Source organism: Bacillus cereus group sp. MYBK5-2 (assembly GCF_051915685.1).
Lineage (GTDB): Bacteria > Bacillota > Bacilli > Bacillales > Bacillaceae_G > Bacillus_A > Bacillus_A cereus.
Window position 1 is genome coordinate 601,357 of record NZ_JBQAFE010000001.1, and the last position, 22,482, is coordinate 623,838.

The window sequence follows — 22,482 nt, forward strand, 5'->3', positions numbered from 1 at the left end:
ATGATGTTTACAAGTCGAGTAACAGACATATTAAAAATTGAGTATCCCGTTGTTCAAGCCGGTATGGCAGGCGCGATTACGACGCCAGAACTTGTTGCAGCAGTAAGTAATAGTGGAGGATTAGGGACGCTTGGAGCGGGCTATATGAGCCCAGAACAAATTCGTGAAGCGATTTATAGAATAAGAGAACTAACAGATAAGCCTTTCGGTGTTAATTTACTTGTAACGAAAGAGATAGAAATAGAAGAAGAGAAGGTAAATGAGGCGAAAGTATTACTAAGCGGAGTGAATAGAGAATTAGGTATAGAAGTAGAAGGAACGTTAAAGCTTCCAAAAAGCTATAAGGAACAATTACAAGTGCTATTAGATGAAAAAGTACCGGTCGTTAGCTTTGCATTTCAAACGTTAGAAAAAGAAGAAATAAATGATTTAAAAAGAAGTGGAATAAAAGTTATCGGAACAGCTACCCATGTGAAGGAAGCGAAAGTACTTGCTGAGCTAGGAGTAGATATTATTATTGGGCAAGGTAGCGAAGCAGGAGGGCATAGAGGAACGTTTATTGGGAAAGAACGAGATGCTATGATTGGTACGTTTGCGTTAATACCTCAGTTAGTAGGAGCTGTTCCGCATATCCCAATTGTCGCAGCAGGTGGTGTAATGAACGGACAAGGGCTTGTTGCGGCATTGGCACTAGGAGCAGAAGGTGTTCAAATGGGATCAGCCTTTTTAACAAGTGAAGAGAGTATTACGCACGATGTGTATAAAGAAGCGGTTTTACATAGTACAGATACGAGCACAACTGTAACTCGTGCGTTTTCCGGGAAATATGCACGCGGTATTCGGAATGAATTTATAGAGAGACATGAAGGAAAAGAAGAAGGGCTTCCGGTATATCCAGTGCAAAACGTATTAACTTCTAAAATACGCCAAGAGGCAGCGAAGCAAAATAAGGAAGAATATATGTCACTTTGGGCAGGACAGGCAGCATCATTGGCACGAATCGAATCAGCTCAGCATGTAGTGGAGCGAGTTATGAAAGAAGCGGCGAATGCAATCGAGCAATTACAAAATATATACAAAAAGACCACTTGAGTAATTCAAGCGGTCTTTTCGTTAGTTTGCTTTATAAAATTGTTGGATGGCTTCGTCGATGTAAACCCAGCCTTTCCAACCTAAGTGCATATGATCTTTTAAGAAGTATTTATCGTATTCATGATTTGAGAAGTCGGCAATTGGATAACCAGCTTTTTCAATTTGCTCATGAATTTTCTTATAGTATGCTTCGCGGCGTTCTTTCGGGAAGCCAGCGTAGTCGTACCAAGGACCTTTGACAGGAACAGAAATGAAGAGTGGTTTTGCACCAGATTGTTTTAATAAATCAAGTACAATTTGTAAATCTTCATATTCTGGCGATTGGTCATAAGCATCATTTTTTAAGTAACCTTCACGTTGCTTTAATTTTTTCTTAATTTTGCTATTGAAGTAACCATCTTCGATACCATATTCATTAGATCCAGATTCTGCTGCACCTGTTTGATCCGCATGTTTACGAGCCTCTTCCCAGTTCATTTGTTTTAATGAAGGATCGAGCTTCTCTTTATGCGGTTTAATATTAAACATAGCTGTAAATAAATCTTTACGATCTAAAATGTTACGGTAAATATAAGCGAAAGGTTTAGCAGCAAGTGCTTTTACTTTATACTTCGTATCATCATAAGCGATACCTTCAAGCGAAATTTTTAATAAAGTTTCTTTTTTTACAATCTCAAAGTTTAATAAACGCTTTGCAATTTGTTTTTTCATTTCAGGTTTTAAATCATTGTTGAAAATGAAGTGGTAACCTTGTTGTTTTGAAAAGTTAGGTGCAAAGTGCGTTTCGTCAATACCTTGTGGTACAAACCATTGCGGAGAAAGAACGAATACCATTTTCTTATCTTTCAATTGATCCATTGTAGATGCGAAGTTTAATACATGTACAAGGTCTTGTGTTCCGCCGCGTCCAAGAAGGAATGGCGTAAATCCTTCAGGCTTTACTTTAAAATAATTAGATGGATGGAAAGCATCCATACGTGCGAATTCCGATGAACCGTACATCGGAAGATATTTTGGATCTGCTAACATCTTTTGCTGTAAAATCATACTTTGAATTTTTTCTTCTTTTAAAGAAGTAGCAGCTTGTTCTACTTTTTCATCACTTAAAAGTGGAAGTAGGAAGCGCGTTGGAATAAGTAAGAATACAGCAAAAAGGGCCAATGCTAAAAGCATCGGACCAAATTTTGCTTTGTTCATCGGATTTCTTCCAACTTTTTAATAACCATGTTTGGTGTAGCCCACTCGTCACGGTCAAAATCAGAAATAGAAACTTCAATATCTAAACGCTCTTGGAATTCAACTAATAAAGATACTACAGCGAAAGAATCAAGGATACCTTCTTCAAATAATTGAACATCTAAGTTTTCTTTCACAATATCGTTTTCACATACTTCTTCTAAAATATCTAATACTTGCTCTTTGAATTCTGCCATTTTTAAAATCTCCTTTATATCCGAAATTATTATATGTGCAACTTCTTAATGGAATAAGAAGGGTGCATTAAAAGTATCTGTTAAGGTGTCCAGAGAAGATTAGGAAACCGAAACATACAACGTGGAACGTAATTACAATCGCAAGGATGTGTGTAAATTTATTGTTTGGCCAAAACTTATGCTTCTTGTTTTTTCGTTCGAAAATATCGAATAAAATAAACAGTGCGGCATGGTATAGACCATAAATAACATACTGCGCAACAGCGCTTCCTTGGATGTGCCAAATTCCCATAATGAAGAAGTTTAAAAATGCCCCGATATACGAAATAGTGTAACGGTTCTTAATTAACTTTTTCTTCGTTGCAAAAAAGACGAAACGCATGTAAATAAAATCACGGAACCAGAATGATAAACTCATGTGCCAGCGGTTCCAGAAGTCTTTAATATTACGACTAAGGAATGGCTTATTGAAGTTTTCTGGCGTTTTAATTCCCATCATGTAACTTACACCAATTACAAAAGAGCTATAACCAGCAAAATCAAAGAATAGATATAAGCTATAGCTATACATGTAAATCATATTTGAAAATATTGTATCGTGTTGAGCGAATGCTGGATCCATACAATATTGCTTTATTAAGTAAGCAATAATAAATTTATACAAGAAACCTTGGAAAATACGATTTAGTCCTGTATATAGTAAATTTTGATATTCTTCAGCGCTAGGTGGCTTTTGAATATCTTTTTGGAATCTTCGGTAACGATCGATAGGTCCTGTTGAAATCGCAGGGAAGAATAAAACGAATTCCCAGAAGTTAAAGAAAGAAAGCTCTTTAATTAAACCATCACGAACTTCAAATACCATTTGAACTGCTCTGAATGTTACGTAAGATATACCTAGGAAAACAACAAGTTTTAACTCAGGTAAAAACGATGCAAACGGCGCGATTTTTGCCAAAATAAGAGGCAAAATCGATAAAATAACAGCTATGCAAAATGTGAATGTACTATTATTTTGTTTTCTTAAAATTAAATAGCCTTTAATAAGGACATATTGCCAAATAATAAATGCAGCTAGCATCATTGCTTGCTTTGGTTTATCTGAGAAGATAATAGCAATCATGACTAATGTTAAAACGGCATTATATTTGCGCAACATTTTACCTTTTAATCCAGCTATGATAGTAGGTATTAATAAAATGCCCACTATAGCGAAAAAATAAAATGATCCATATGCGGTCATGCTGTAACCTCACTCAATAATTTTTTGCGATCTACCTTTCCATTTGGTGTCATTGGAATAGAAGATTGATACATGAATTTACGTGGAATCATGTAGTTTGGTAATCGCTCATTGAGTTCTTTTTTGATTGCAGATGTTAATTTGAATTCTTTTTCAAACGAATGCTCCCCAGGAACAACAACCGCTAATAAATAATCGTATTTCTCACCTTTTTTAATTGGAACGATAACTGCTCCTTCTACGTAAGAACACGCACGAAGGTGATGCTCAATTTCTTCTAATTCCATTCGATAACCATGCAGCTTAATTTGGAAATCAAGACGACCATTATAGAATAGAAGACCATTTTCAACATAGCCAGCATCGCCTGTTTTATAGGCGCGCTCACCGTCAATCATAGTAAATGCTTTTTCTGTTAATTCAGGGCTTCCTAAATATCCAACGCTTACGCTTGGACCGACAATTACGATTTCACCTTTTTCACCATCAGGTGCGATCGTGCCATCTTCTTTCATAATAAGAAGGCGACAGTCTGATTTACAATAGCCAACTGGAAGTGATTTGTATTGATCAAGCACTTCTTCTGTAACGTGAATACCTGTTACAGCGACAGTAGCTTCTGTTGGACCATACGTATTCATAATTGTTGCTTTAGGGAAACGCTCAATTAATTTTCTAGCTACTTCATTTGGTAACACTTCACCGCAGAATAAGAATGTTTTCATGTTCGGTAGCATACTCTCAGAGAAAGATGCTTCCATTAAACACATTTCAGCGAAAGAAGGTGTGGAAGTCCATACTTGAATATCCGATTGCTCTAAAGAAGCAAACAAGTCTTTTGGACGCGCAATCATATCTTTATCGATTGCCCAAAGTGTACCACCTGTTACTAATGATGGGTAAATATCCATTACAGATAAATCAAATGAGAAAGGTGCTTGGTTTAAGAATACTTGCCCTGTTTGTAAGTTGAAATCTTCTACAGCCCATTTTGTAAAGCTAACAAGGCAGTTATAAGTAATCTGAACCCCTTTCGGATTACCTGTGCTTCCTGATGTGTAAATAATGTAGAAGTTCTCATCACCTTTTACCGCATGTTCAGGATTTGGAGTGTTCCCTTTATGAGTAAAGAAAATATCTTTTAAGTTGTCTTCACTTACGATGCGAACTGGTAAATCAGTTACAGTTACTGCTGTTGCCGATAAAAGTAATTTCGCACCAGAATTTTCAGCAATACGTTGTACACGATCAGCTGGGATAGATAAATCTACAGGAATGTAAGCATGTCCAGCTTTTACACATCCTAAAAAGTTAATAATCATTTCAGGTTGCATATGGCCATACACCATAATTGGTGAACGATCGTCTGGATACTCAGAAGAAATCCAATGTGCCAACGCATCAGAATCTTCCTTTAATTGTTTGTACGTAATTTTCGCATCTCGCCAAACAAAAGCGGTTTGATCAGGCGTTTCTGCAGCCCACTTTTCAATTTGTTCTAATAACTTCATAACGTTCCCACCCTAGAATTCATTGTAAATAAATGTACTTGTGTTTGTATCATGGAATCCATACAACCAAAGTAATGCAAATAAAATTGCAAGATAATAAACCGTCTTTGCAACCCATTGTGTGAGTGGTCGAGACCATATCTCTTTTAATCTTTCCATGTCTTTCCCTCTCTTAATGAAATAATAGCTCTTTGTAGGTATCATGTCCTACATTATTGTGAAAAAAACAAAATCCCACATTTTAGGTAAAAATAAGTCAAAAGGCTCTTTTTTGATATTAGCACTAAATACTAAAAAAGAAAATCCCTAACTTAGCAATTATATTACATTCAGCATGAATTTGTAATGGGTTTGACATGTAAATAGAAAGTGGATTGTGTGAATACATAAAAGTGGACTATAAGAATACGTAAAAATACAGTGTTTGTTTTTATTAATCATTTAAGACGGAGTAAACTTTTAAATTTCTAGTTCTTTTGAAAAGGAGGAAATTATCATGAATAGAGTGTGGAAGAATCTAATTTCGGAAGAAAATATCGTGAAATGGAGAAGGCATTTCCATAAGTATCCGGAATTATCATTTCATGAAAAAGAAACTTCGCAATTTATATATGATACATTATGCTCATTTTCTTCTTTTGAAGTAACGAGACCGACGAAGTATAGTGTACTAGCAATTAAAAGAGGTGTGAAGCAAGGGAAAGTAATTGCGATTCGAGCTGATATAGACGCTTTGCCAATTCAAGAGGAGACAAGTAAATCTTATACATCTGTGAATAAAGGAATGATGCATGCATGTGGGCACGATGCTCACGCAGCTATTTTATTAAGTACAGCAGAGGTGTTATCAAATATAAAGGAAGATTTTGCAGGTGAGATTCGTCTATTCTTTCAGCACGCAGAAGAGGTGTATCCCGGTGGGGGACAAGAAATGGTTGAGGCAGGTGTAATGGACGGTGTTGATTATGTAATAGGTTTACATGTTATGTCAGGACTTGAGAGTGGAAAGATAGGAATTGCATATGGACCGATGATGGCAGCTCCAGACGTATTTACAGTTGAGATTCAAGGCAAAGGAGGACATGCGGCGCGACCAGAAGAAACGATAGATCCTATTGCTATCGGAGCACAGATTATTACAAATCTACAACATATCGTATCAAGAAATACAAGTGCTTTTATGCAAAGGGTTGTTTCAGTTACACAATTTCATGGGGGAACGGCTGACAATATTATTCCTAGTACAGCAACTTTAATGGGAACTGTTCGTTCATTTAATCAAGCATTGAGGGTGGAAGCAGAAGGGAAAATCGAGAAAATTGTGAAAGGAATTACAGAAGCACATGGAGGATCGTATACATATACGTATCGATATGGATATGATCCGGTTATTAATGATGAATATATTACGAAAATAGTAGAAGAAAGTGCACTACATTTGTTTGGGAATGAGCGTGTTGTGAAGCTTGAACCTTCTATGGGTGGAGAAGATTTTTCAGCATATTTAAGAAAAGCACCTGGTTGTTTCATTAAATTAGGAACAGGTAATGAAAATATATATACTTGTTATCCACATCATCATCCGAAATTTGACGTGGATGAATCAGCATTAATTTGTGGAGTGGAGCTATTTTTAGAGACGACTATAAGATTACTAAAATCATAGAAAAACAAAAAAAGGCAACTGCACTCTATTGCAGTTGCTTTTATTTCTTTCCGTCAGAGAGGGCTGAGAAAGAACTATGCTCATTCATAGTATATGAATAGCTAACGGACAAGCTTGTACATTTTAATCATTTTTTTAAAAATAGTTATTGACATTGATAATCAATGTCAATTAATCTAAATATAGTTGAAATTGATAATTATTATCAATAGGATGGATGCGACATGTTAATGAGAAAGAATTTTCACCTTCTGCGGAGGGGATTAAAAGATAAAAATAAAGATGTTGATCAGCATATGGAATGGCAAAGAAATGTAATTCGGTCTGAATATGTAGATGAGAAGAAGAGCATTCAAACAGAAAAAGAGATACAAAGTAAAGGGAGAGGTTCAGTTGAGTAAGTTAGTAATGATTTTTGCAAGTATGAGTGGAAATACAGAGGAAATGGCTGACCATATTGCCGGCGTAATTCGTGAAACAGAAAATGAAATTGAAGTTATTGATATTATGGATTCACCAGAAGCTTCTATATTAGAACAGTATGATGGAATTATTTTAGGTGCATACACTTGGGGAGATGGCGATCTTCCTGATGATTTCTTAGATTTTTATGATGCAATGGATTCTATTGATTTAACTGGGAAAAAAGCGGCAGTATTCGGATCATGTGATTCGGCTTATCCGAAATACGGAGTGGCAGTTGACATTTTAATAGAAAAGCTACAAGAGCGCGGGGCAGCAGTTGTGTTAGAAGGACTAAAAGTAGAATTAACGCCAGAAGATGAAGATGTAGAAAAATGTTTACAGTTTGGAGCTGAATTTGTAAAACACCTTTCTTAATGGCAGAAGGGAGATGAAGAGCAAGTGCATGAGAAAATCTCAATCAAAACGATGACAGATTATCATTTGTATGATTTTATGCGTTGTCCGCATAAATTTTATTTTCGTCACATAAAAAGAAGAGAACCTTCTTCATTTGAATGGCAACAAATAGCACAAATGATTGTCAATCAAATTATTAACGAGTATTACACGCTACCTGCGGGTCAACAAACGAAAATTGTACTTTTAATATTAATAGAAAAGTATTGGAAAAAAGTAAGGATTAATATGTTTGCTTCGAAGACGGAATACTATATTGTATTAGCGAAGCTAACGGATCACTTATTACAGTTCGTTGAAAAGGATGATAGTCAGACACCACCATTGTTTTTATACGAGAAGTTTCAAACATATATGGAAGAGTTAGGTGTCCACATGTCATTGACATTTGAAGTTGGTGAGTGGAGTGCTGAGTCGTTTGTAATTAAAAAGTATGTTGTCGATGCAGATGAGGAAATGCTTGCTCTTTGTCAGAAGCTAATGACAGTATTCAGTTATAAAGCTTTCGGAGTTCTTCCAGGAAAAATTGAAGTTATTAATTTAATAGAAGGAACTAAGTATGAGTACATTCCGAAACAGGAAGATATTATAACTGGAATGGCTGATTTATCTAGAATGAAAGAAATGTTAGAGCAACCTGAGCATTATACAGAGCGTCATTTTCGTTCTGAGTGTATAAGTTGTGCGTTTCGTAGTGAATGCCAAGGGGAAGAAGTAAAGACAGAAGCGAAACAGAAGAAAAATATAGTTCATTAAAGGATGCAACTTTGCATCCTTTTTTGTTATTGACATGAAAAGCTTTTCATCATTTACGGTATATTTGTAGCAGATTTTAATAAAGTGAAACTTTAATCAGTGGGGGTTTTGTCAATCACCCACTGATTATCAGCCCTCATTAATCGGGCTACCCACAAATCAGAATAAAGGGAGGAATAATCAATGAAAGATGAAACAAAAGTATTTCAATGGTTAAAAGAACAAAATGCTCCTTTTGAAATTCAACTGCAAATTTTACAGGCGTTTCAATTGTATAAAGTTATTGTTGAAATGGATAAAAAGTTAATGATGTATGAGGAGAGAGTATATAGGGAGAGAATGTAATCTCATCCCTGTAATATCGTTTTTAGCTGTTCTGTGCCTGTAATGAATTCGAGTTCATTCTCTGACTCAAAATTATAAATAATATTATGTAGTAAAGGACTGTATTGATAAAAGGTAGTAATACGATGAATGAGTAATGGATCATGATGAGAAATAAGTGTACTGTACTGTTCATATACAGATGTAGTAAACTCATGTCCGAAATCATAATATAGTCCTGCAAAATCAAAAGCAGGATCGCCAATTTGCGCATCACCAAAATCGATAACACCTGAAATACTTTTGTTATGCTTGTTAAATAAAATGTGATGATGAGTAAAATCAGCGTGAATGATTGTGTTTTGAAAAGTGGATGTAGCTAAACATGCAAAGAAATTTTCAAATAAGCGATTTAAGGCTAGTTTCTGTAATGAAGTAAGGCTAGTAGTGAGATATTGGTTTAATTTTGTTTGTAGCTCTTTCCAGTAGGTACATGTTTTTTCAATAGGGAAACATAGCGTTGTAACTTGGTGTAAAGGAATACTATGTAGTACCGCAAGGAAAGTAGCTAATTGTGTAATAATTGCTTTCAGCTTTGGATCCTCCAGCGTGGCAACTGTTTCTGTTTTTAATGGTTCACCATGAATGAGAGTATAGTAACTACAAAGAGGAACCTCATCAGATTCATTTTTATAAATTAGGTGATATTGTGGAACTTCGATTTCTTGTAGTGATTGAGTGAGAATTGCGCATAGTTCTTTTTCTAACGGAATTCGCATCGCATATTCCTGTTTTCGCGGGAAACGAAACAGTAGCTCATCATTTACTATAACTGCTACATTATCCCATCCTTCTTCATTTTGTTTATATGAATGTATAGAAAGATTAGGCAAAGCTTCTTTTATATAATGTTTGTAAGAGTCCATAATTGTTCCTCGTTTCTGAGTTAAGTTATTCTATTTTATGATATCAGAATTTTCTTTCTATATGTTAAAATATATCTATTATTATGAAGAAGGGCGGGAGTATTACGAAAAAAAGACTGTTAATCATTTCTCTATGTATCGCTTTTGTATTGTTTTGGTCATATAAAGAGGAGGTTTTTGCTACCTTTAAACCGATTGATCAGTACGAGTTAAATAAGGAGTTAAAGAACAAAAGTATAGAAAACTTAACTCATAATGAAATGAAAAAGGTAGGAGAGCATTTTGTGACCGAGCAACTATCAGTGTTTGGGTCTACTAATAAAGAAGATGTGAAACGAAAAGGTGAAGAACTATTTTTAAATAGAGGGTATGAACAATTAATGGGAAATTATTATCCAAATCGTTTTCAAGATTTAGAGTATAAATTTACAAACGAGGAGATACGTGAAGAGACCAATGAGAGTTTTCTTTATCAAGCTGTAGCGTACGTTGCGGGTACTGAAAATGGTAAGAGTAAGAGAAGCGAAATGAAATTGAATTATGAAGTGAAAATTGTAAAGGTTAATAATATATTTATGGTGCTAGAACAAAAGCAGCGCGTACAATAAAGGAAATTCATTGCTCAATAGAACATTTGAGGGTGTATTACTTAATGCGGAATAAAAAGACCCTTAAGGAATAAAGGGCCTTTAAAGATTTTCATTTTGTTGACCAAGTTCTTTTTGAGCAATATATAAATTCCCTTGCTCGACTTGTTTAAGAGTATGAACAGAATCTCCTGCATATCCTTTTTGTGTTTTAACAGTTCTTTTTGAACGATTGGAATCTTGTTTCTTCATATAATAGGCCACCTTTCATCAAAAATAAACGAAAATGATAAGTATGAGTAATACAGCAGCGAAAATGGTAATGCCCATTAAAAACGAAGTGTTTTTATATTTAGGTGGCTTATGTACATCTTGCCGATATCCAGGTGAAATTTCAGGGGCAAATTCTTCATCGAATGATTGCTTTTTTTCTTTGTCGTCCATATGTACCCACCTTTCTTTTTCATTATATTATACGTTACAAGAAAAAATATGCATAAAGAAAACAGCCGCTTTATTATTAGCGGCTGTTTTGTGTTGTATATTTTCGTTGTACTTGAAAGAGACGGATAAGTAGGAAGGCAGCGCCAAATGCTAGACCGATAATAAGACCGATCCAATAGCCTTTCGCGGCCCATTCTGTATACGTCGCTAATATGTAACCTAGTGGTAGACCTATTATCCAATAAGCAATTAAAGTCATAATTAGAGCAACATTTACATCTTTATAACCACGCAAAGCTCCTTGTACAGGGGTTGCAATTGCATCTGAAATTTGAAATAAAATTGCAAAGATAAGAAATTCTTTTGCTAAATGATGAACTTTTGCATCTGTCGTATAAATAGAAGCAATTTGATCATCAAAGAAGTAGAGAAGAATCGAATATAATAAAGCAAAGGCAAGGGCTAATCCAATTCCAATCAGTCCGTATTGTTTTGCATTATCGTAACGTTTTGCTCCAACTTCGAATCCAACCGCAATAGTCATTGCCATTGCTAAACTTAGCGGAGTCATATATAACAAGGAAGCAAAGTTCATAGCTGCTTGGTGAGCTGCAATAGTTGTCGTACTAAAATTACTCATCATGAGCGTTACCGCAGCGAAAATACTCGTTTCAAAAAAGATAGCAAATCCGATAGGGACGCCAAGTTTTAAGAATGCTATCCAACTCGAAAGAGAAGGTCGGTATAATTGTTTGAAAATGTTGAAAGAGGCAAAAGGCTCTTTCGTCTGAATAATAATGACTGTAATAATTAAAATGCACCAATATGTTGCAGTGGAAGCAATTGCTGCTCCGACACCACCGAGCTTTGGGAAACCGAAGTTACCAAAAATTAATAGGTAATTTAATATTACATTAATTGGTAATGATAATAATGTAATAATCATCGTTGTTCGAGTTTTTCCTAATGCATCAATAAATCCACGTAAAACAGTGTAAGTGAATAAAGGTATAATTCCTATTGCGATAATACTTAAAAATTGCGCTGCAATACGTTCCACAGGTTCTTCTAAGCGCATGCCATTTAAAATAGGTGAAACGACGAAAAAACCGATGAGGATAACAACGAAGCTAGCACAAATTGCTAAATAAACTGCTTGTATGACAACGTGGGGAACGTCCTCTTTTTTCTTGGATCCAACGAGCTGTGCAACAATGGGAGTAGTAGCCATTAAAATTCCTGTTAACCCCGTACTAACTGGAATCCATATACTTGTTCCAATTGCAACACCTGCTAAATCAGTTGGACTTGCATGTCCTGACATCGTTGTATCAAAAAAACTCATCGCAAATAATGACATTTGCGTTACGAAAATCGGAAAAAATAGTAATACAAATTGCTTTAACTTTTGTGAGAATGAAGTAGTTTCTTTCATAAAATCCCCTTTCCGTATAAAAAAACAAACTCTTACTATCATACAATTTAATCAAAGATTAGAAAAGAAATACGCGCCTATAACATATGAAGCCAATAAAAAAAGGATGCACTTTGAAAAGGGATAAGGTATTATGATAAGGTGTGAAAAAATTACATATTATTTGTTATTAAGGAGGCACTACTTGTGGCTGATTGGTTAATTGGTTTAATCATGGGTGCTGTTGAAGGGTTAACAGAGTTTCTACCAGTATCATCAACAGGACATATGATTTTAACAGGACATTTAATTGGATTTGACGATGAGAGAGCGAAAGTTTTTGAAGTTGTTATCCAATTGGGATCGATTTTAGCAGTTGTTGTTATATTTTGGAAGCGTCTATGGTCGTTAGTTGGAATAGGTAAAGTAACAGACGGACCATCGTTAAATTTATTACATATTATTATCGGGATGATTCCTGCCGGGGTACTTGGCGTATTATTCCATAGCACTATTAAAGAGGTTTTATTTGGTCCAGGACCAGTTGTTATTAGCTTAGTAGCCGGTGGTATTTTAATGATTGTTGCTGAGAAGTTTTCGAAACCAAGTACAGCAAGAACGTTAGATGAAATCACATATAAACAGGCATTTACAATTGGAATGTTCCAATGTTTAGCTCTTTGGCCAGGATTTTCTCGTTCTGGTTCTACAATAAGTGGTGGTTTATTAGCTCGCGTGTCGCATACAGCGGCAGCTGAATATACGTTCATTTTAGCGGTACCGATGATGGTAGCTGCAAGTGGCTTAGATTTAATTAAAAGCTGGGATGTATTAAGCTCAGCAGATATAACGCTATTTGTAACAGGATTTGTAACTGCATTCGTTGTTGCGATGCTTGCAATTGTTTCATTCTTGAAATTATTATCTCGTGTAAAACTAACACCGTTCGCTTATTATCGTTTCATTTTAGCTGCGGTATTCTATTTCTTCATTATGTAATAAAAAAACCTGCCGAGCTCGGCAGGTTTTTATTTTACTACTTTTTCCATCATGTTTTCCATTACATGTTCCCAAAGAGAAGTATCATCAGCTAATGTAGCACGGAAATTAGCATACATTTCTTTTTGTTTTTCTTCGAAAGTTGGATCTTCTTTTTCAGGTAATGTAGCGCGCATTGAAGTTACTAATTCTTGTACTTTTGGAGCGCGTGGTCCCCAAACAGCTTGTTCATTTCCATCTTTATCAATGAAAATAAAGATTGGAATCGCACGTGCTGTTCCATTTGTTAAATATTGATCCATTAATTCTAAGTTTTCATCGCGAATTAATAAACTCATATCAATATTTGCAACTTCAGAAATTCGTTTCATAACAGGTACGCATAAAAGAGCATCGCCACACCAATCAGCAGTTAATACGATAACACGCCAGCCATCATTTTGACGTTCTTCTAATACAGGAAGTAATTCATTTGGAATTAAAAAATTATTGTAAATGTGTAGTAGCTCGTATTGGTTTACTTGCATTTCATTCACATATGTATCAAAGGACATACCTTTATCAGCCCATTGTTGTAAGTTCATAATTAACACCTCTTTAGTAAGATTTGCTTTCATTGTACCAATTTTTATATAGAAAAGCTTGTAATCTTACTCTTTCTTGTCACTTAATAATTTATTTAATAGAAAAAAGAATAGTATGACACATAATTCAGTTAAGTTGGACATTTGTACGCTTTCTATCCAATCATCAGCAGTATGAATGACGAACCAATCTAGTGTAATTTCAATGAATGAGAAAAGAGTGAGAGAAATCCAATTTGACATGTTTTGAGTCAATGGATATAGCAGCGCTTTGAAGAAACTGAAAATAAATAATGTAATACCATCTAAGAAAGTGATTAATAAAAAAAAGAGAAGTAAAGCAGTACGTGAACTATACGCTATACCTGTAATTTGAAAGATTCCTACATATACAAAAAATATAAATGTAAAAACTATAATGAGAAAAAGAGCAATAATACTAATGATAATTGTTTTATCTTTTAGGCTGAGATTTGAGAACCTATCCTCCTCATGCATTAAAATACCCCTTTTTCTGGAAGTTGACTTCATTTTATCATGAAATACATATTAAAAAACTACGAATTATGGGAAAATAAGGTGACAAAAAGTAAGATTTCATGTAAAATTATTAATAAGGTTTTTATTTAACTAAATGAAATAAAAGGAGCTGTCAATGTTGTCTCAAAATCGAGAGCAATTAATGGAAGAACTATCGACAAATGTGTTTGCTATGTTTCGCACGTTGCGTAATGATATCGGAAAAATATTTGGTGGTTACATACCGTGGAATGAATTCATCGTCCTAAGAATATTAAATCGTACGAATAAAGAAATGGTATCGCGTGTAGCAAATGAATTAAATGTGTCGAATAGTCATATTACAGCTGTTACAGAAAAATTAATTAATAAGGGTTTTGTAACTCGTTCACGTTCTACATCAGATCGCCGAGTTGTGTATTTAGAGATTACAGAACAAGGGAAAGATTTAGTTGCGAAAATGGAAGATGCGAAAAAACAATATTTACAAGAAAGATTCTCTGCACTTTCAGAAGATGAAATGAATGTAATGATTTCAATTTCCAAAAAACTTATTTAAGTGATTATAAACAAGAAAACGCTTACGTGATAAAATAGAAGGTCTTCCTTATAGATGGGAGATCTTCTTTCGTGTGTAATAGATGTTAATAAATAAAATGTGTATGAAAAAAGATAGAGCGCCATACTACTAATACAAGGAAGGAGGGAGAAATATGACGAATCGTAACGGTAGTAAAGGGAGCGGTAATCAAGGATCACCAAAGTCCGGCCAGTTTAATCAGGAATTTAGCACTGAATTTGAAACTGGTAATGATAATAAAGGGAAAGAATATCGTTCTAAAAAAGGGAGTAAATCAAAAAAGGAGTGAAATAATTCACTCCTTTTTTGATTTACGATGCTGCCGATTGATCCGTATTATATTTTTCTTCTGATTTTGCGACAATCATTGCGCAAATTGCATCACCAGAAATGTTTACAGCTGTTCTAGACATATCTAGAATACGGTCAATACCGATAATTAAAGCGATACCTTCTACTGGTAGATTTACTTGATTTAAAACCATTGTAAGCATTACAAGTCCAACACCAGGTACACCAGCAGTACCGATACTAGCTAGTACAGCAGTTAATACGACCATAGCTAATTGCGGTAATGTAAGTTCAACTCCGTATACTTGAGCGATAAATACAGTGGCTACTCCTTGCATAATGGCAGTACCATCCATATTAATAGTTGCCCCTAGTGGTTGTACAAATGAGCTTATCGCTTTTGGAACGCCAAGCTTATCTTGTGCTGTTTTCATTGCAAATGGAAGCGATGCATTAGAGCTAGATGTACTAAATCCAATTGCCATTACTGGTCCGAAATGTTTAAAGAAACGAACAATACTTTCTTTTGCTAATACCTTTAATAAGCCGCCATATACAAAGACCCCGTGAATAATGAGTACTAACATAACGACAATCATATACTTGAACATCGCAGCGACGCCTGCAAGCCCCATTTTACCAACGGATGAAGCGAGCAAACCGAATGTTCCAATTGGGGCTAATTTCATAACGAGATTAACAAGATACATCATTAATTCGTTGCCCTGTTCAAGTAATGAATGGATACCTTGAACTCGTTTTCCTAAAATAGCTATACCGAGTCCAATCAATACGGCAAAGGCAATGATTTGTAACATGTTTCCGTCAGCCATCGCTTTTGCTGGGTTATCTGGTACGATATTTAGCAATGTGTCGACGAAAGATGTTTCAGTTTTTGCACCTTCATACTTAAGACCTTCTGTTTTAAAATTACCGCCAGCTCCTGGTTTTATAATAAGTGCAAATGTAACCGCTATAGAGATGGCAACCGCAGTTGTTACGAGAAAGAATGAAATTGATTTTAAACCGATTCTTCCAAGTTGTTTCGGATCTCCAAGGCCGGCAGCACCAAGTACGATAGAAATGAACACAACAGGAACAACTAGCATTTTAATAAGTCGAATAAACAATTGACCAATTGGGTTGAACACATATTGATTTAGTGGCTCAAAGATAGATGGAGCAGCTAAATTTAGAGTGAGTCCAACAACTAGACCTAGAAATAATGCGATTAAGATTGCTTTTGTTTGTTTCAATAAAATCCCCCCTTTTGTTTTTGCGAAATTTCTTTCTAAAGTAATTATACCGAAAAAATACCTAATTTGACAATATTTTCTGAATTTTTCATTTTTGTTTAAGTGTAGATAGACCGATTTTGTGTTTGGAAAATAAAATAGACCATCACATAGGATGGTCAAGGGAAGGGGACAATTTATGTCAATTTAATTAGGGATGGAAGTTGCTTTAAGACACTGGGGAATGTCTTATAAATTAGGGAGGAACAACTTCGATACATATACTATAAAAGATAGGTGTGACTCTCATGTGAACATAGGGTGAAAGAGAGGGGGAGTTTTAAATAAAAGATAGAAAGACAAAAAAATAAGACCATCATATATAAGATGGTCAAGGAAGGGGACAATTTATGTCAATTTAATTAGGGATGGAAGCTGTTCAAAGACACTGGGGAATGTCTTATAAATTAGGGAGGAACAACTTCGATACATATACTATAAAAGGTGGATGTGACCTCTGTGTGAATATAGAGTGAAAGAGAGAGGGAGTTTTAAATAAAATGAAAATTTAATGAGTGTTTTTTGTTCATCCCCTGTTGATTATTAGCCTTAACCAATCGGGCGTTTATTGCCCACAAATAGCGGAATAAAAGATAGAGAAAACAAAAAAATAAGACCATCATATATAAGATGGTCAAGGAAGGGGACAATTTATGTCAATTTAATTAGGGATGGAAGCTATTCAAAGACACTGGGGAATGTCTTATAAATTAGGGAGGAACAGCTTCGATACATATACTATAAAAGGTGGATGTGACCTCTATGTGAACATAGAGTGAAAGATATGGGGATTTGAAAAATAGTACATATGAAATTGTTATTGCTAGCAATATTGAGTTAGGATATAGAGTTTTCCCAGCATAAAACGAAAAGGAATCTGAATATAAATAAAAGTTGTAATCTATGAAAAAAAGGATTATGCTCAACTATATTATGAGAATATAAGGTTTGTCCCAATTATTTAAGGGCTTTTAAAAAGCTTTTTATTGTATGAGGGGAAAGCTTCACTTTAATAAGGGAGTTAGTGATATGGACGTAACAAAAAAACAAGGGCTGTATAATCGTCTTATACGATTAAACCCACCACAAATATTAGCATTAGGCTTTTTCTGCTTAATTGTGGTTGGCGGTTTGTTATTAAAATTACCATTCGCAACGAAAGTACATATTAGTTGGGTAGATGCTTTCTTTACAGCAACGTCAGCAGCGACCGTAACTGGTTTGGGAGTAGTGGATACAGCAAGTACATTTACGATGTTTGGCGAAATTGTTATTATGTTTTTAATTCAAACAGGTGGTCTAGGTCTTATGACAATTGCCATTTTAATTGTTTGGGTACTAGGTAAAAAAATCGGATTACGCCATCGTTTATTAATTGGAGAAGCATTTAATCAAACAAATATAGGTGGTCTTGTAAAATTAGTAAAGCGTGTCTTTATATTTTCGATTTGTATTGAACTTATTGGGGTCATCTTTTTATCGTTTCGCTTTATTCCAGAGTTTGGTTTTGGAAAAGGTTTATATTATAGTATTTTTCATGTAATTGCATCTTATAATAATGCAGGATTTGCTTTATGGCCAGATAATTTAACAAGATATGTAGGGGATCCCATTATTAATATTGGGATTTGCTCTTTAATTGTAATTGGGGGACTCGGTTTTACCGTATTAATTGATATATGGTATAGCCGCAGTTTTCGAAAATTATCACTTCACTCAAAAATAATGATTATTGGAACAGTAGTGCTAAATGTTATAGCAATGATTGTAATTTTTGTATTGGAATATAATAATGTGAAGACGTTAGGGAATTTATCTTTAAATGAAAAACTATGGGCTTCCTTCTTTCAAGGTATTACTCCGCGGACAGCTGGATTTAATACGGTTGACTATGGAGGTATGGAAGAATCATCTATATTATTTACGATGATTTTAATGTTTATTGGTGCAGGAAGTGTATCGACAGGTGGAGGAATTAAATTAACGACGTTTGTTATCTTAATTACATCTGTCCTTTCTTTCTTTAGAAAAAAGGAGGAAATTGTTTTATTTCAGCGTACAATTAAAATGTCGACAGTAACGAGGGCCTTAGCGATTGCTGTTGCCAGTCAAATACTTATTTTAGCAGCGGTATTCATATTAATGCTTACAGAAAACTTCAGCTTTATTCAATTATTATTTGAGACAATATCAGCGTTTGGCACAGTCGGATTAACGATGGGAATTACTGCAAAGCTATCGGCATTCGGAAAATGTATTATTATGTTTGTTATGTTCTGCGGATTAATTGGACCATTAACACTTGTGTTCTCTTTAGCGCGACCAGCAAAACAAAAAATAAAATATCCATCGGAAGATGTGTTTACAGGATAAGGTATCCCGCGTTAAGCGAGATACCTTTTTCTTTTTTAGAACAGGGAGAACAATAGACCAATAAGTGCTACTCGGAATAAAATTGCGATAAGTGCAGCAATTCCACCGACAACTGCAGCGATACCGCCAGTTACAGTAGCTCCGCGATTATAAGCGTAAATACCGAGTAAAACAGAAACAAGACCAAATAGTGTTGGAAATGTAAATAGCGATAAGATAGATAGCGCAAGAGCGATAAAACCAGCAGTTGATCCAGCAGCGGACGATTTTACAACATCTTTATCGTCTTTATCATCGTAATCATAATCAATGCGTTGTGGTGCAACCTCAGCGGCGTACTCTTCTTTATAGTCACTATAATCACTATCTATTCTATCTTTTCTTTTATAATCATCAAATTTCTCAGTCAAAGTCATGACTCCTTTCATAACAAGGTTCAATAGTAGTATGTATCTCTTTTTCTTTTTTATCCCGCTATTTGTGGGAGTCGAGAAACGTGCACATCCCACTGATTAAAGTTTCACTATACCGGAGCATGTACAGGGAGTAGTATCTTTTAAAAGGAGGAAAATGTTTTCTTGAAATAGGAAAAGTTAGTATGACTTCCTCTATTTTGGAAAATATAAAAAGGAATAATGAGGAAAGGGTGCAATACATAATGGAACATCCAATTGAAAATTTAATGAAAACGGCAATGACAAATTTAAAAGAGATGGTAGATGTAAATACAATTGTTGGGAGCCCGGTTTCAACAGCTGACGGAAATGTAGTATTAACAGTATCTCAAGTGGCTTTTGGTTTTGGAGCTGGTGGAAGTGATTTTAAAGGGGATTTCATTACTGAAAAACATAACGGTGGGCAAAATCAGCATAAAGAGAACAAACAAGGGCATCCATTTGGAGGAGGAAGCGGGGCTGGGGTTTCCATTAGTCCAGTAGCTTTTTTAGTAGTTGGTTCTAATGGGGTGCAAGTATTACATCTCAACAGCAGTACACATTTAATTGAAAAGGCTTTAAATACTGTACCAAGCACTGTAGATAAATTTGTGAATGGTCGTCAAAAGTGAACTTGCATTTTTTAGGAATTATGATATATTAGAAAAAGTGCGCTTTAGGATGATCGGAATAATTGAAATGTAAATATATATGATGTGTGGAATAAGGGAGAGGAATTTATGATTAATATCAAAAACTTAGTAGTTGGCTTATTTATGTTAGTAAGCGGCTTTGTTGTATATGTAATAAAAGAAAAAGCTCCATTCTAAAACAGACAAACCGTTAATGTCTGTTTTTAATTTGGGGAAAAAAGTTGACAAGTTATTGTATTGGTGTTAGAATTTTAATTCGTGTCTCGGTTACAGCTAGTGTAAAGTAAATATCTCTTATGAATGCAATACGAAAAGTTTGCGAAAGATCGGGTAATTTTATCAACAACTTTTGTGAACAAACCCTATAAATTGTATTTGTAAGCTATATATGTATACTAGTGAATCAAGGAGCGGTCAGTGGAACCGTAATGATGAGAGAGAGGTAGGGCTTTCATCCAGTATATGTTACTTTCCCGTTAGGTGAATATAAAAAAGAGGACTCCTTTTAAAAGGAGTCCTCTTTCATTTTTTAAGTGCGACTTTCAACTTGTTGACAAATTTCATCCGTTGTTAAACCGTGAGCTGTAATGACTGATCCTTTAATTGATGTATCTGCAATGCCCATCACATTAGAATCTTGCCCAGTTACAACGCAACAATCACACCCTTGTGCATCCTGTTCTGAGTTAAGTGTAACAACTTCATGACCTTGTTGTTGAAGAGCTTGTTGAACGTCTGTTAATGAGTTTTCAACGCCAATTCTAGCCATAATTATCACCTCCTACCATCTAATTGCTAGTATGCTCAAGTTCACTGCATATATTTATGAAAAGACGGTAGGAAGTAAATCTTTGTTTAGTCGTTATATACGCCAGTAAGCATTTGACTAACGAATTGATCGTTTAATGTATCTTGTGCTGAAGAAGTATTTGAATGGATGTCGATTGAAGCAATAAAATGATTATGTTCTTTCGTATTTGGTTCTACCTCTACGTAATTATCGAATTTACAAAAACCTTTCGTATCCATTAGATCAAATAATTGCAGCATTTCTACTACCTCTTGTCTCGTTCCTTTAATTTGTACACACGCCATATTTATTTCCTCCTTTATTTTGACAAATTGTTTTTTAAAAATAGGATTATGATTACGAAATGAAAAATATGAATGTTATTTTTAGACAGCGCTATTTTTGTTATTTTCCCCCTTTTTCAGCAAAAGTCGTTATATATCCCCGGATTTATAAAATCGGACGTCCGTTTATTGAATACAATAGATTCGTATCAATTGATGAAAATCCTTCTTTTAAACAAATATTTTTTTAGTGGAAATTGGCGAAAAAAATTTTTTGACTTTTTGTAAACGTTAACAATGTTGTTAAATCAGTATAAGCAAAGAAGTACGTATGATTAAAAATTATAAATTTTCTAAAAATTCACTTGATTTATTTAGAAAGGAGAGTAAACTAGGAAACAATAAAAAATTCATAGAACATAGGAGGCGCTTCTAGTGAATGAGCAATGGATTTTCTTAAATGGAGAATTTGTTCCAAAAGATGAGGCAAAAGTTTCAGTATATGATCATGGCTATTTATATGGCGATGGAGTGTTTGAAGGAATTAGAGTTTATAGCGGTAATGTTTTCCGTTTGAGAGAGCATCTTGTCCGGCTGTATGAATCAGCAAAATCAATCCTTTTAGAAATTCCATATTCATTAGATGAAGTAACAAATATTGTTGTTGAGACGATTCGACAAAATAAATTATCTAATGGATACATTCGCCTTGTTGTATCAAGAGGAGCAGGAAATCTTGGATTGGATCCCGATTCATGTAAGAAGCCGAATGTAGTAGTAATTGCAGAACAATTATCTTTATTCCCACAAGAATATTATGAGAAAGGGATTCCAGTTGTAACAGTTGCAACGCGCCGAAATCGTCCCGATGTTTTATCCCCTCAAGTAAAATCTTTAAATTACTTAAACAATATTTTAGTTCGTATTGAAGCGAAATTAGCTGGAGTACAAGAAGCACTTATGTTAAATGATCAAGGATATGTAGCTGAAGGATCAGGAGATAACGTGTTTATTGTTAAAGGAAATAAATTAATTACACCACCAAGTTCTGCTGGAGCGTTAGAAGGTATTACACGAAACGCCATTTTAGAAATCGGCGAAAAACTTGGGTATGACGTAAGAGAAGAGTTATTTACAAGACATGATGTATATGTAGCTGATGAAGTGTTTTTAACAGGAACAGCTGCTGAAGTGATTGCTGTTACGACAGTAGATGGTAGAACGATTGGCTTAGGGCAAACAGGTCCACATACGAACCGTTTATTAGAAGAGTTTCGTAAGTTAGTTGTAGAAGATGGAGAGAAAATTTACGAAGAAAATAAAGTTGGATAACAACTTTTTTAACATAAGAAAGCGTTGATAGGGAGGAGTAGTTGATTGTGAAGCCTCACAGAGAGTCGGT

29 protein-coding genes and 1 other annotated feature (1 of these 30 only partly in view) are annotated in these 22,482 nt (G+C 34.8%); of the genes, 14 read left to right on the top strand and 15 right to left on the bottom strand.

Annotation, left to right across the window (positions count from 1 at the left end; all coding sequences use genetic code 11):
- The first annotated feature begins 3 nt into the window (after positions 1–3).
- Positions 4–1,092 (top strand): NAD(P)H-dependent flavin oxidoreductase, encoded by a 1,089-nt coding sequence (locus tag ACTFP3_RS03290; RefSeq protein WP_000495277.1) that lies wholly within the window; start codon positions 4–6, stop codon positions 1,090–1,092.
- Between the two features lie 21 nt (positions 1,093–1,113).
- Here ACTFP3_RS03290 and dltD read toward each other — a convergent pair whose 3' ends face one another.
- The 5 genes from dltD to ACTFP3_RS03315 form a co-directional block, all read right to left on the bottom strand.
- Positions 1,114–2,289: a D-alanyl-lipoteichoic acid biosynthesis protein DltD gene (gene dltD, locus ACTFP3_RS03295; RefSeq protein WP_326035610.1), complete on the bottom strand. Its 1,176-nt coding sequence runs from the start codon at positions 2,287–2,289 to the stop codon at positions 1,114–1,116.
- Entirely contained in the window at positions 2,286–2,525 is a 240-nt protein-coding gene (gene dltC, locus ACTFP3_RS03300) for a D-alanine--poly(phosphoribitol) ligase subunit DltC (RefSeq protein WP_000807310.1), read from the bottom strand. Before dltC ends, dltD begins: the two co-directional genes overlap by 4 nt.
- 67 nt (positions 2,526–2,592) lie before the next feature.
- Entirely contained in the window at positions 2,593–3,768 is a 1,176-nt protein-coding gene (gene dltB / locus ACTFP3_RS03305) for a D-alanyl-lipoteichoic acid biosynthesis protein DltB (protein ID WP_000127933.1), read from the bottom strand.
- The gene (gene dltA, locus ACTFP3_RS03310; protein WP_000770505.1) at positions 3,765–5,279 is read right to left on the bottom strand and encodes a D-alanine--poly(phosphoribitol) ligase subunit DltA; all 1,515 of its coding nucleotides are present in this window, start codon (positions 5,277–5,279) and stop codon (positions 3,765–3,767) included. The genes dltB and dltA overlap by 4 nt, the downstream gene beginning before the upstream one ends.
- 12 nt (positions 5,280–5,291) lie before the next feature.
- Positions 5,292–5,438 (bottom strand): teichoic acid D-Ala incorporation-associated protein DltX, encoded by a 147-nt coding sequence (locus ACTFP3_RS03315; protein ID WP_000440293.1) that lies wholly within the window; start codon positions 5,436–5,438, stop codon positions 5,292–5,294.
- Positions 5,439–5,775: 337 nt separating this feature from the next.
- Here ACTFP3_RS03315 and amaA point away from each other — a divergent pair, with 337 nt between their 5' ends.
- From amaA to ACTFP3_RS03340, 5 genes are all read left to right on the top strand, one after another.
- Positions 5,776–6,945 (top strand): N-acyl-aliphatic-L-amino acid amidohydrolase, encoded by a 1,170-nt coding sequence (amaA, locus tag ACTFP3_RS03320; protein ID WP_025688941.1) that lies wholly within the window; start codon positions 5,776–5,778, stop codon positions 6,943–6,945.
- A gap of 224 nt (positions 6,946–7,169) precedes the next feature.
- Entirely contained in the window at positions 7,170–7,346 is a 177-nt protein-coding gene (locus tag ACTFP3_RS03325; RefSeq protein WP_000929023.1) for a hypothetical protein, read from the top strand.
- Positions 7,339–7,785, top strand: a complete 447-nt coding sequence (locus ACTFP3_RS03330) for a flavodoxin (RefSeq protein WP_000041153.1) — start codon at positions 7,339–7,341, stop codon at positions 7,783–7,785. The genes ACTFP3_RS03325 and ACTFP3_RS03330 overlap by 8 nt, the downstream gene beginning before the upstream one ends.
- 24 nt (positions 7,786–7,809) lie before the next feature.
- Complete coding sequence (locus ACTFP3_RS03335) at positions 7,810–8,583, top strand: hypothetical protein (protein WP_000544574.1); 774 nt, start codon at positions 7,810–7,812, stop codon at positions 8,581–8,583.
- A 183-nt stretch (positions 8,584–8,766) separates the two neighbouring features.
- Complete coding sequence (locus tag ACTFP3_RS03340) at positions 8,767–8,928, top strand: hypothetical protein (RefSeq protein ID WP_000651086.1); 162 nt, start codon at positions 8,767–8,769, stop codon at positions 8,926–8,928.
- Between the two features lie 2 nt (positions 8,929–8,930).
- Here ACTFP3_RS03340 and ACTFP3_RS03345 read toward each other — a convergent pair whose 3' ends face one another.
- Complete coding sequence (locus tag ACTFP3_RS03345; RefSeq protein ID WP_000378982.1) at positions 8,931–9,833, bottom strand: aminoglycoside phosphotransferase family protein; 903 nt, start codon at positions 9,831–9,833, stop codon at positions 8,931–8,933.
- 83 nt (positions 9,834–9,916) lie between these two features.
- On the opposite strand from ACTFP3_RS03345, the gene ACTFP3_RS03350 reads away from it, so the two are divergent.
- A complete protein-coding gene (locus tag ACTFP3_RS03350; protein WP_000715254.1) occupies positions 9,917–10,441 on the top strand; it encodes a hypothetical protein in 525 nt (174 codons plus the stop codon).
- Between the two features lie 81 nt (positions 10,442–10,522).
- Here ACTFP3_RS03350 and ACTFP3_RS03355 read toward each other — a convergent pair whose 3' ends face one another.
- The 3 genes from ACTFP3_RS03355 to ACTFP3_RS03365 all read right to left on the bottom strand — a co-directional run bounded on the left by ACTFP3_RS03355 (position 10,523) and on the right by ACTFP3_RS03365 (position 12,299).
- Entirely contained in the window at positions 10,523–10,672 is a 150-nt protein-coding gene (locus ACTFP3_RS03355; protein ID WP_000743742.1) for a hypothetical protein, read from the bottom strand.
- 18 nt (positions 10,673–10,690) lie between these two features.
- Entirely contained in the window at positions 10,691–10,864 is a 174-nt protein-coding gene (locus ACTFP3_RS03360) for a hypothetical protein (protein ID WP_000341062.1), read from the bottom strand.
- 76 nt (positions 10,865–10,940) lie between these two features.
- Positions 10,941–12,299 (bottom strand): MATE family efflux transporter, encoded by a 1,359-nt coding sequence (locus ACTFP3_RS03365; RefSeq protein WP_000665546.1) that lies wholly within the window; start codon positions 12,297–12,299, stop codon positions 10,941–10,943.
- A 186-nt stretch (positions 12,300–12,485) separates the two neighbouring features.
- Here ACTFP3_RS03365 and uppP point away from each other — a divergent pair, with 186 nt between their 5' ends.
- A complete protein-coding gene (uppP, locus tag ACTFP3_RS03370; RefSeq protein ID WP_000796256.1) occupies positions 12,486–13,277 on the top strand; it encodes a bacitracin resistance undecaprenyl-diphosphatase in 792 nt (263 codons plus the stop codon).
- 29 nt (positions 13,278–13,306) lie between these two features.
- Here uppP and ACTFP3_RS03375 read toward each other — a convergent pair whose 3' ends face one another.
- Together ACTFP3_RS03375 and ACTFP3_RS03380 are read right to left on the bottom strand one after the other, a co-directional pair.
- Positions 13,307–13,894 (bottom strand): thioredoxin family protein, encoded by a 588-nt coding sequence (locus ACTFP3_RS03375; protein ID WP_002023667.1) that lies wholly within the window; start codon positions 13,892–13,894, stop codon positions 13,307–13,309.
- Between the two features lie 33 nt (positions 13,895–13,927).
- The gene (locus tag ACTFP3_RS03380) at positions 13,928–14,359 is read right to left on the bottom strand and encodes a YrvL family regulatory protein (RefSeq protein WP_098905961.1); all 432 of its coding nucleotides are present in this window, start codon (positions 14,357–14,359) and stop codon (positions 13,928–13,930) included.
- A 160-nt stretch (positions 14,360–14,519) separates the two neighbouring features.
- On the opposite strand from ACTFP3_RS03380, the gene ACTFP3_RS03385 reads away from it, so the two are divergent.
- On the top strand, positions 14,520–14,939 hold the full coding sequence (locus tag ACTFP3_RS03385; protein ID WP_000081432.1) for a MarR family winged helix-turn-helix transcriptional regulator: 420 nt from the start codon (positions 14,520–14,522) through the stop codon (positions 14,937–14,939).
- 154 nt (positions 14,940–15,093) lie between these two features.
- Positions 15,094–15,249, top strand: a complete 156-nt coding sequence (locus tag ACTFP3_RS03390; protein WP_000184928.1) for a hypothetical protein — start codon at positions 15,094–15,096, stop codon at positions 15,247–15,249.
- Positions 15,250–15,271: 22 nt separating this feature from the next.
- Here the strand turns inward: ACTFP3_RS03390 and ACTFP3_RS03395 are convergent, their stop codons facing one another.
- Entirely contained in the window at positions 15,272–16,507 is a 1,236-nt protein-coding gene (locus ACTFP3_RS03395) for a dicarboxylate/amino acid:cation symporter (RefSeq protein WP_000814809.1), read from the bottom strand.
- Between the two features lie 1,068 nt (positions 16,508–17,575).
- Here ACTFP3_RS03395 and ACTFP3_RS03400 point away from each other — a divergent pair.
- Positions 17,576–18,919 carry a TrkH family potassium uptake protein gene (locus ACTFP3_RS03400; RefSeq protein WP_000383526.1) on the top strand — a complete coding sequence of 448 codons (1,344 nt, stop codon included), beginning with the start codon at positions 17,576–17,578 and terminating at the stop codon, positions 18,917–18,919.
- Positions 18,920–18,954: 35 nt separating this feature from the next.
- On the opposite strand, the gene ACTFP3_RS03405 is transcribed toward ACTFP3_RS03400, so the two are convergent.
- A complete protein-coding gene (locus ACTFP3_RS03405; protein ID WP_000136541.1) occupies positions 18,955–19,329 on the bottom strand; it encodes a hypothetical protein in 375 nt (124 codons plus the stop codon).
- Positions 19,330–19,517: 188 nt separating this feature from the next.
- On the opposite strand from ACTFP3_RS03405, the gene ytfJ reads away from it, so the two are divergent.
- Together ytfJ and ACTFP3_RS03415 are read left to right on the top strand one after the other, a co-directional pair.
- Positions 19,518–19,985 carry a GerW family sporulation protein gene (ytfJ, locus tag ACTFP3_RS03410; protein ID WP_000204234.1) on the top strand — a complete coding sequence of 156 codons (468 nt, stop codon included), beginning with the start codon at positions 19,518–19,520 and terminating at the stop codon, positions 19,983–19,985.
- 108 nt (positions 19,986–20,093) lie between these two features.
- Positions 20,094–20,183 (top strand): hypothetical protein, encoded by a 90-nt coding sequence (locus ACTFP3_RS03415; RefSeq protein ID WP_000608227.1) that lies wholly within the window; start codon positions 20,094–20,096, stop codon positions 20,181–20,183.
- Positions 20,184–20,535: 352 nt separating this feature from the next.
- Here the strand turns inward: ACTFP3_RS03415 and ACTFP3_RS03420 are convergent, their stop codons facing one another.
- Both ACTFP3_RS03420 and ACTFP3_RS03425 read right to left on the bottom strand, forming a co-directional pair.
- The gene (locus ACTFP3_RS03420) at positions 20,536–20,775 is read right to left on the bottom strand and encodes a YkuS family protein (protein WP_000101022.1); all 240 of its coding nucleotides are present in this window, start codon (positions 20,773–20,775) and stop codon (positions 20,536–20,538) included.
- An 86-nt stretch (positions 20,776–20,861) separates the two neighbouring features.
- A complete protein-coding gene (locus ACTFP3_RS03425; protein ID WP_000752512.1) occupies positions 20,862–21,101 on the bottom strand; it encodes a DUF3911 family protein in 240 nt (79 codons plus the stop codon).
- A 414-nt stretch (positions 21,102–21,515) separates the two neighbouring features.
- On the opposite strand from ACTFP3_RS03425, the gene ilvE reads away from it, so the two are divergent.
- Positions 21,516–22,412, top strand: a complete 897-nt coding sequence (gene ilvE / locus ACTFP3_RS03430; protein ID WP_001005486.1) for a branched-chain-amino-acid transaminase — start codon at positions 21,516–21,518, stop codon at positions 22,410–22,412.
- Between the two features lie 15 nt (positions 22,413–22,427).
- Positions 22,428–22,482: a binding site (T-box leader), on the top strand; it runs 173 nt beyond the window's last position.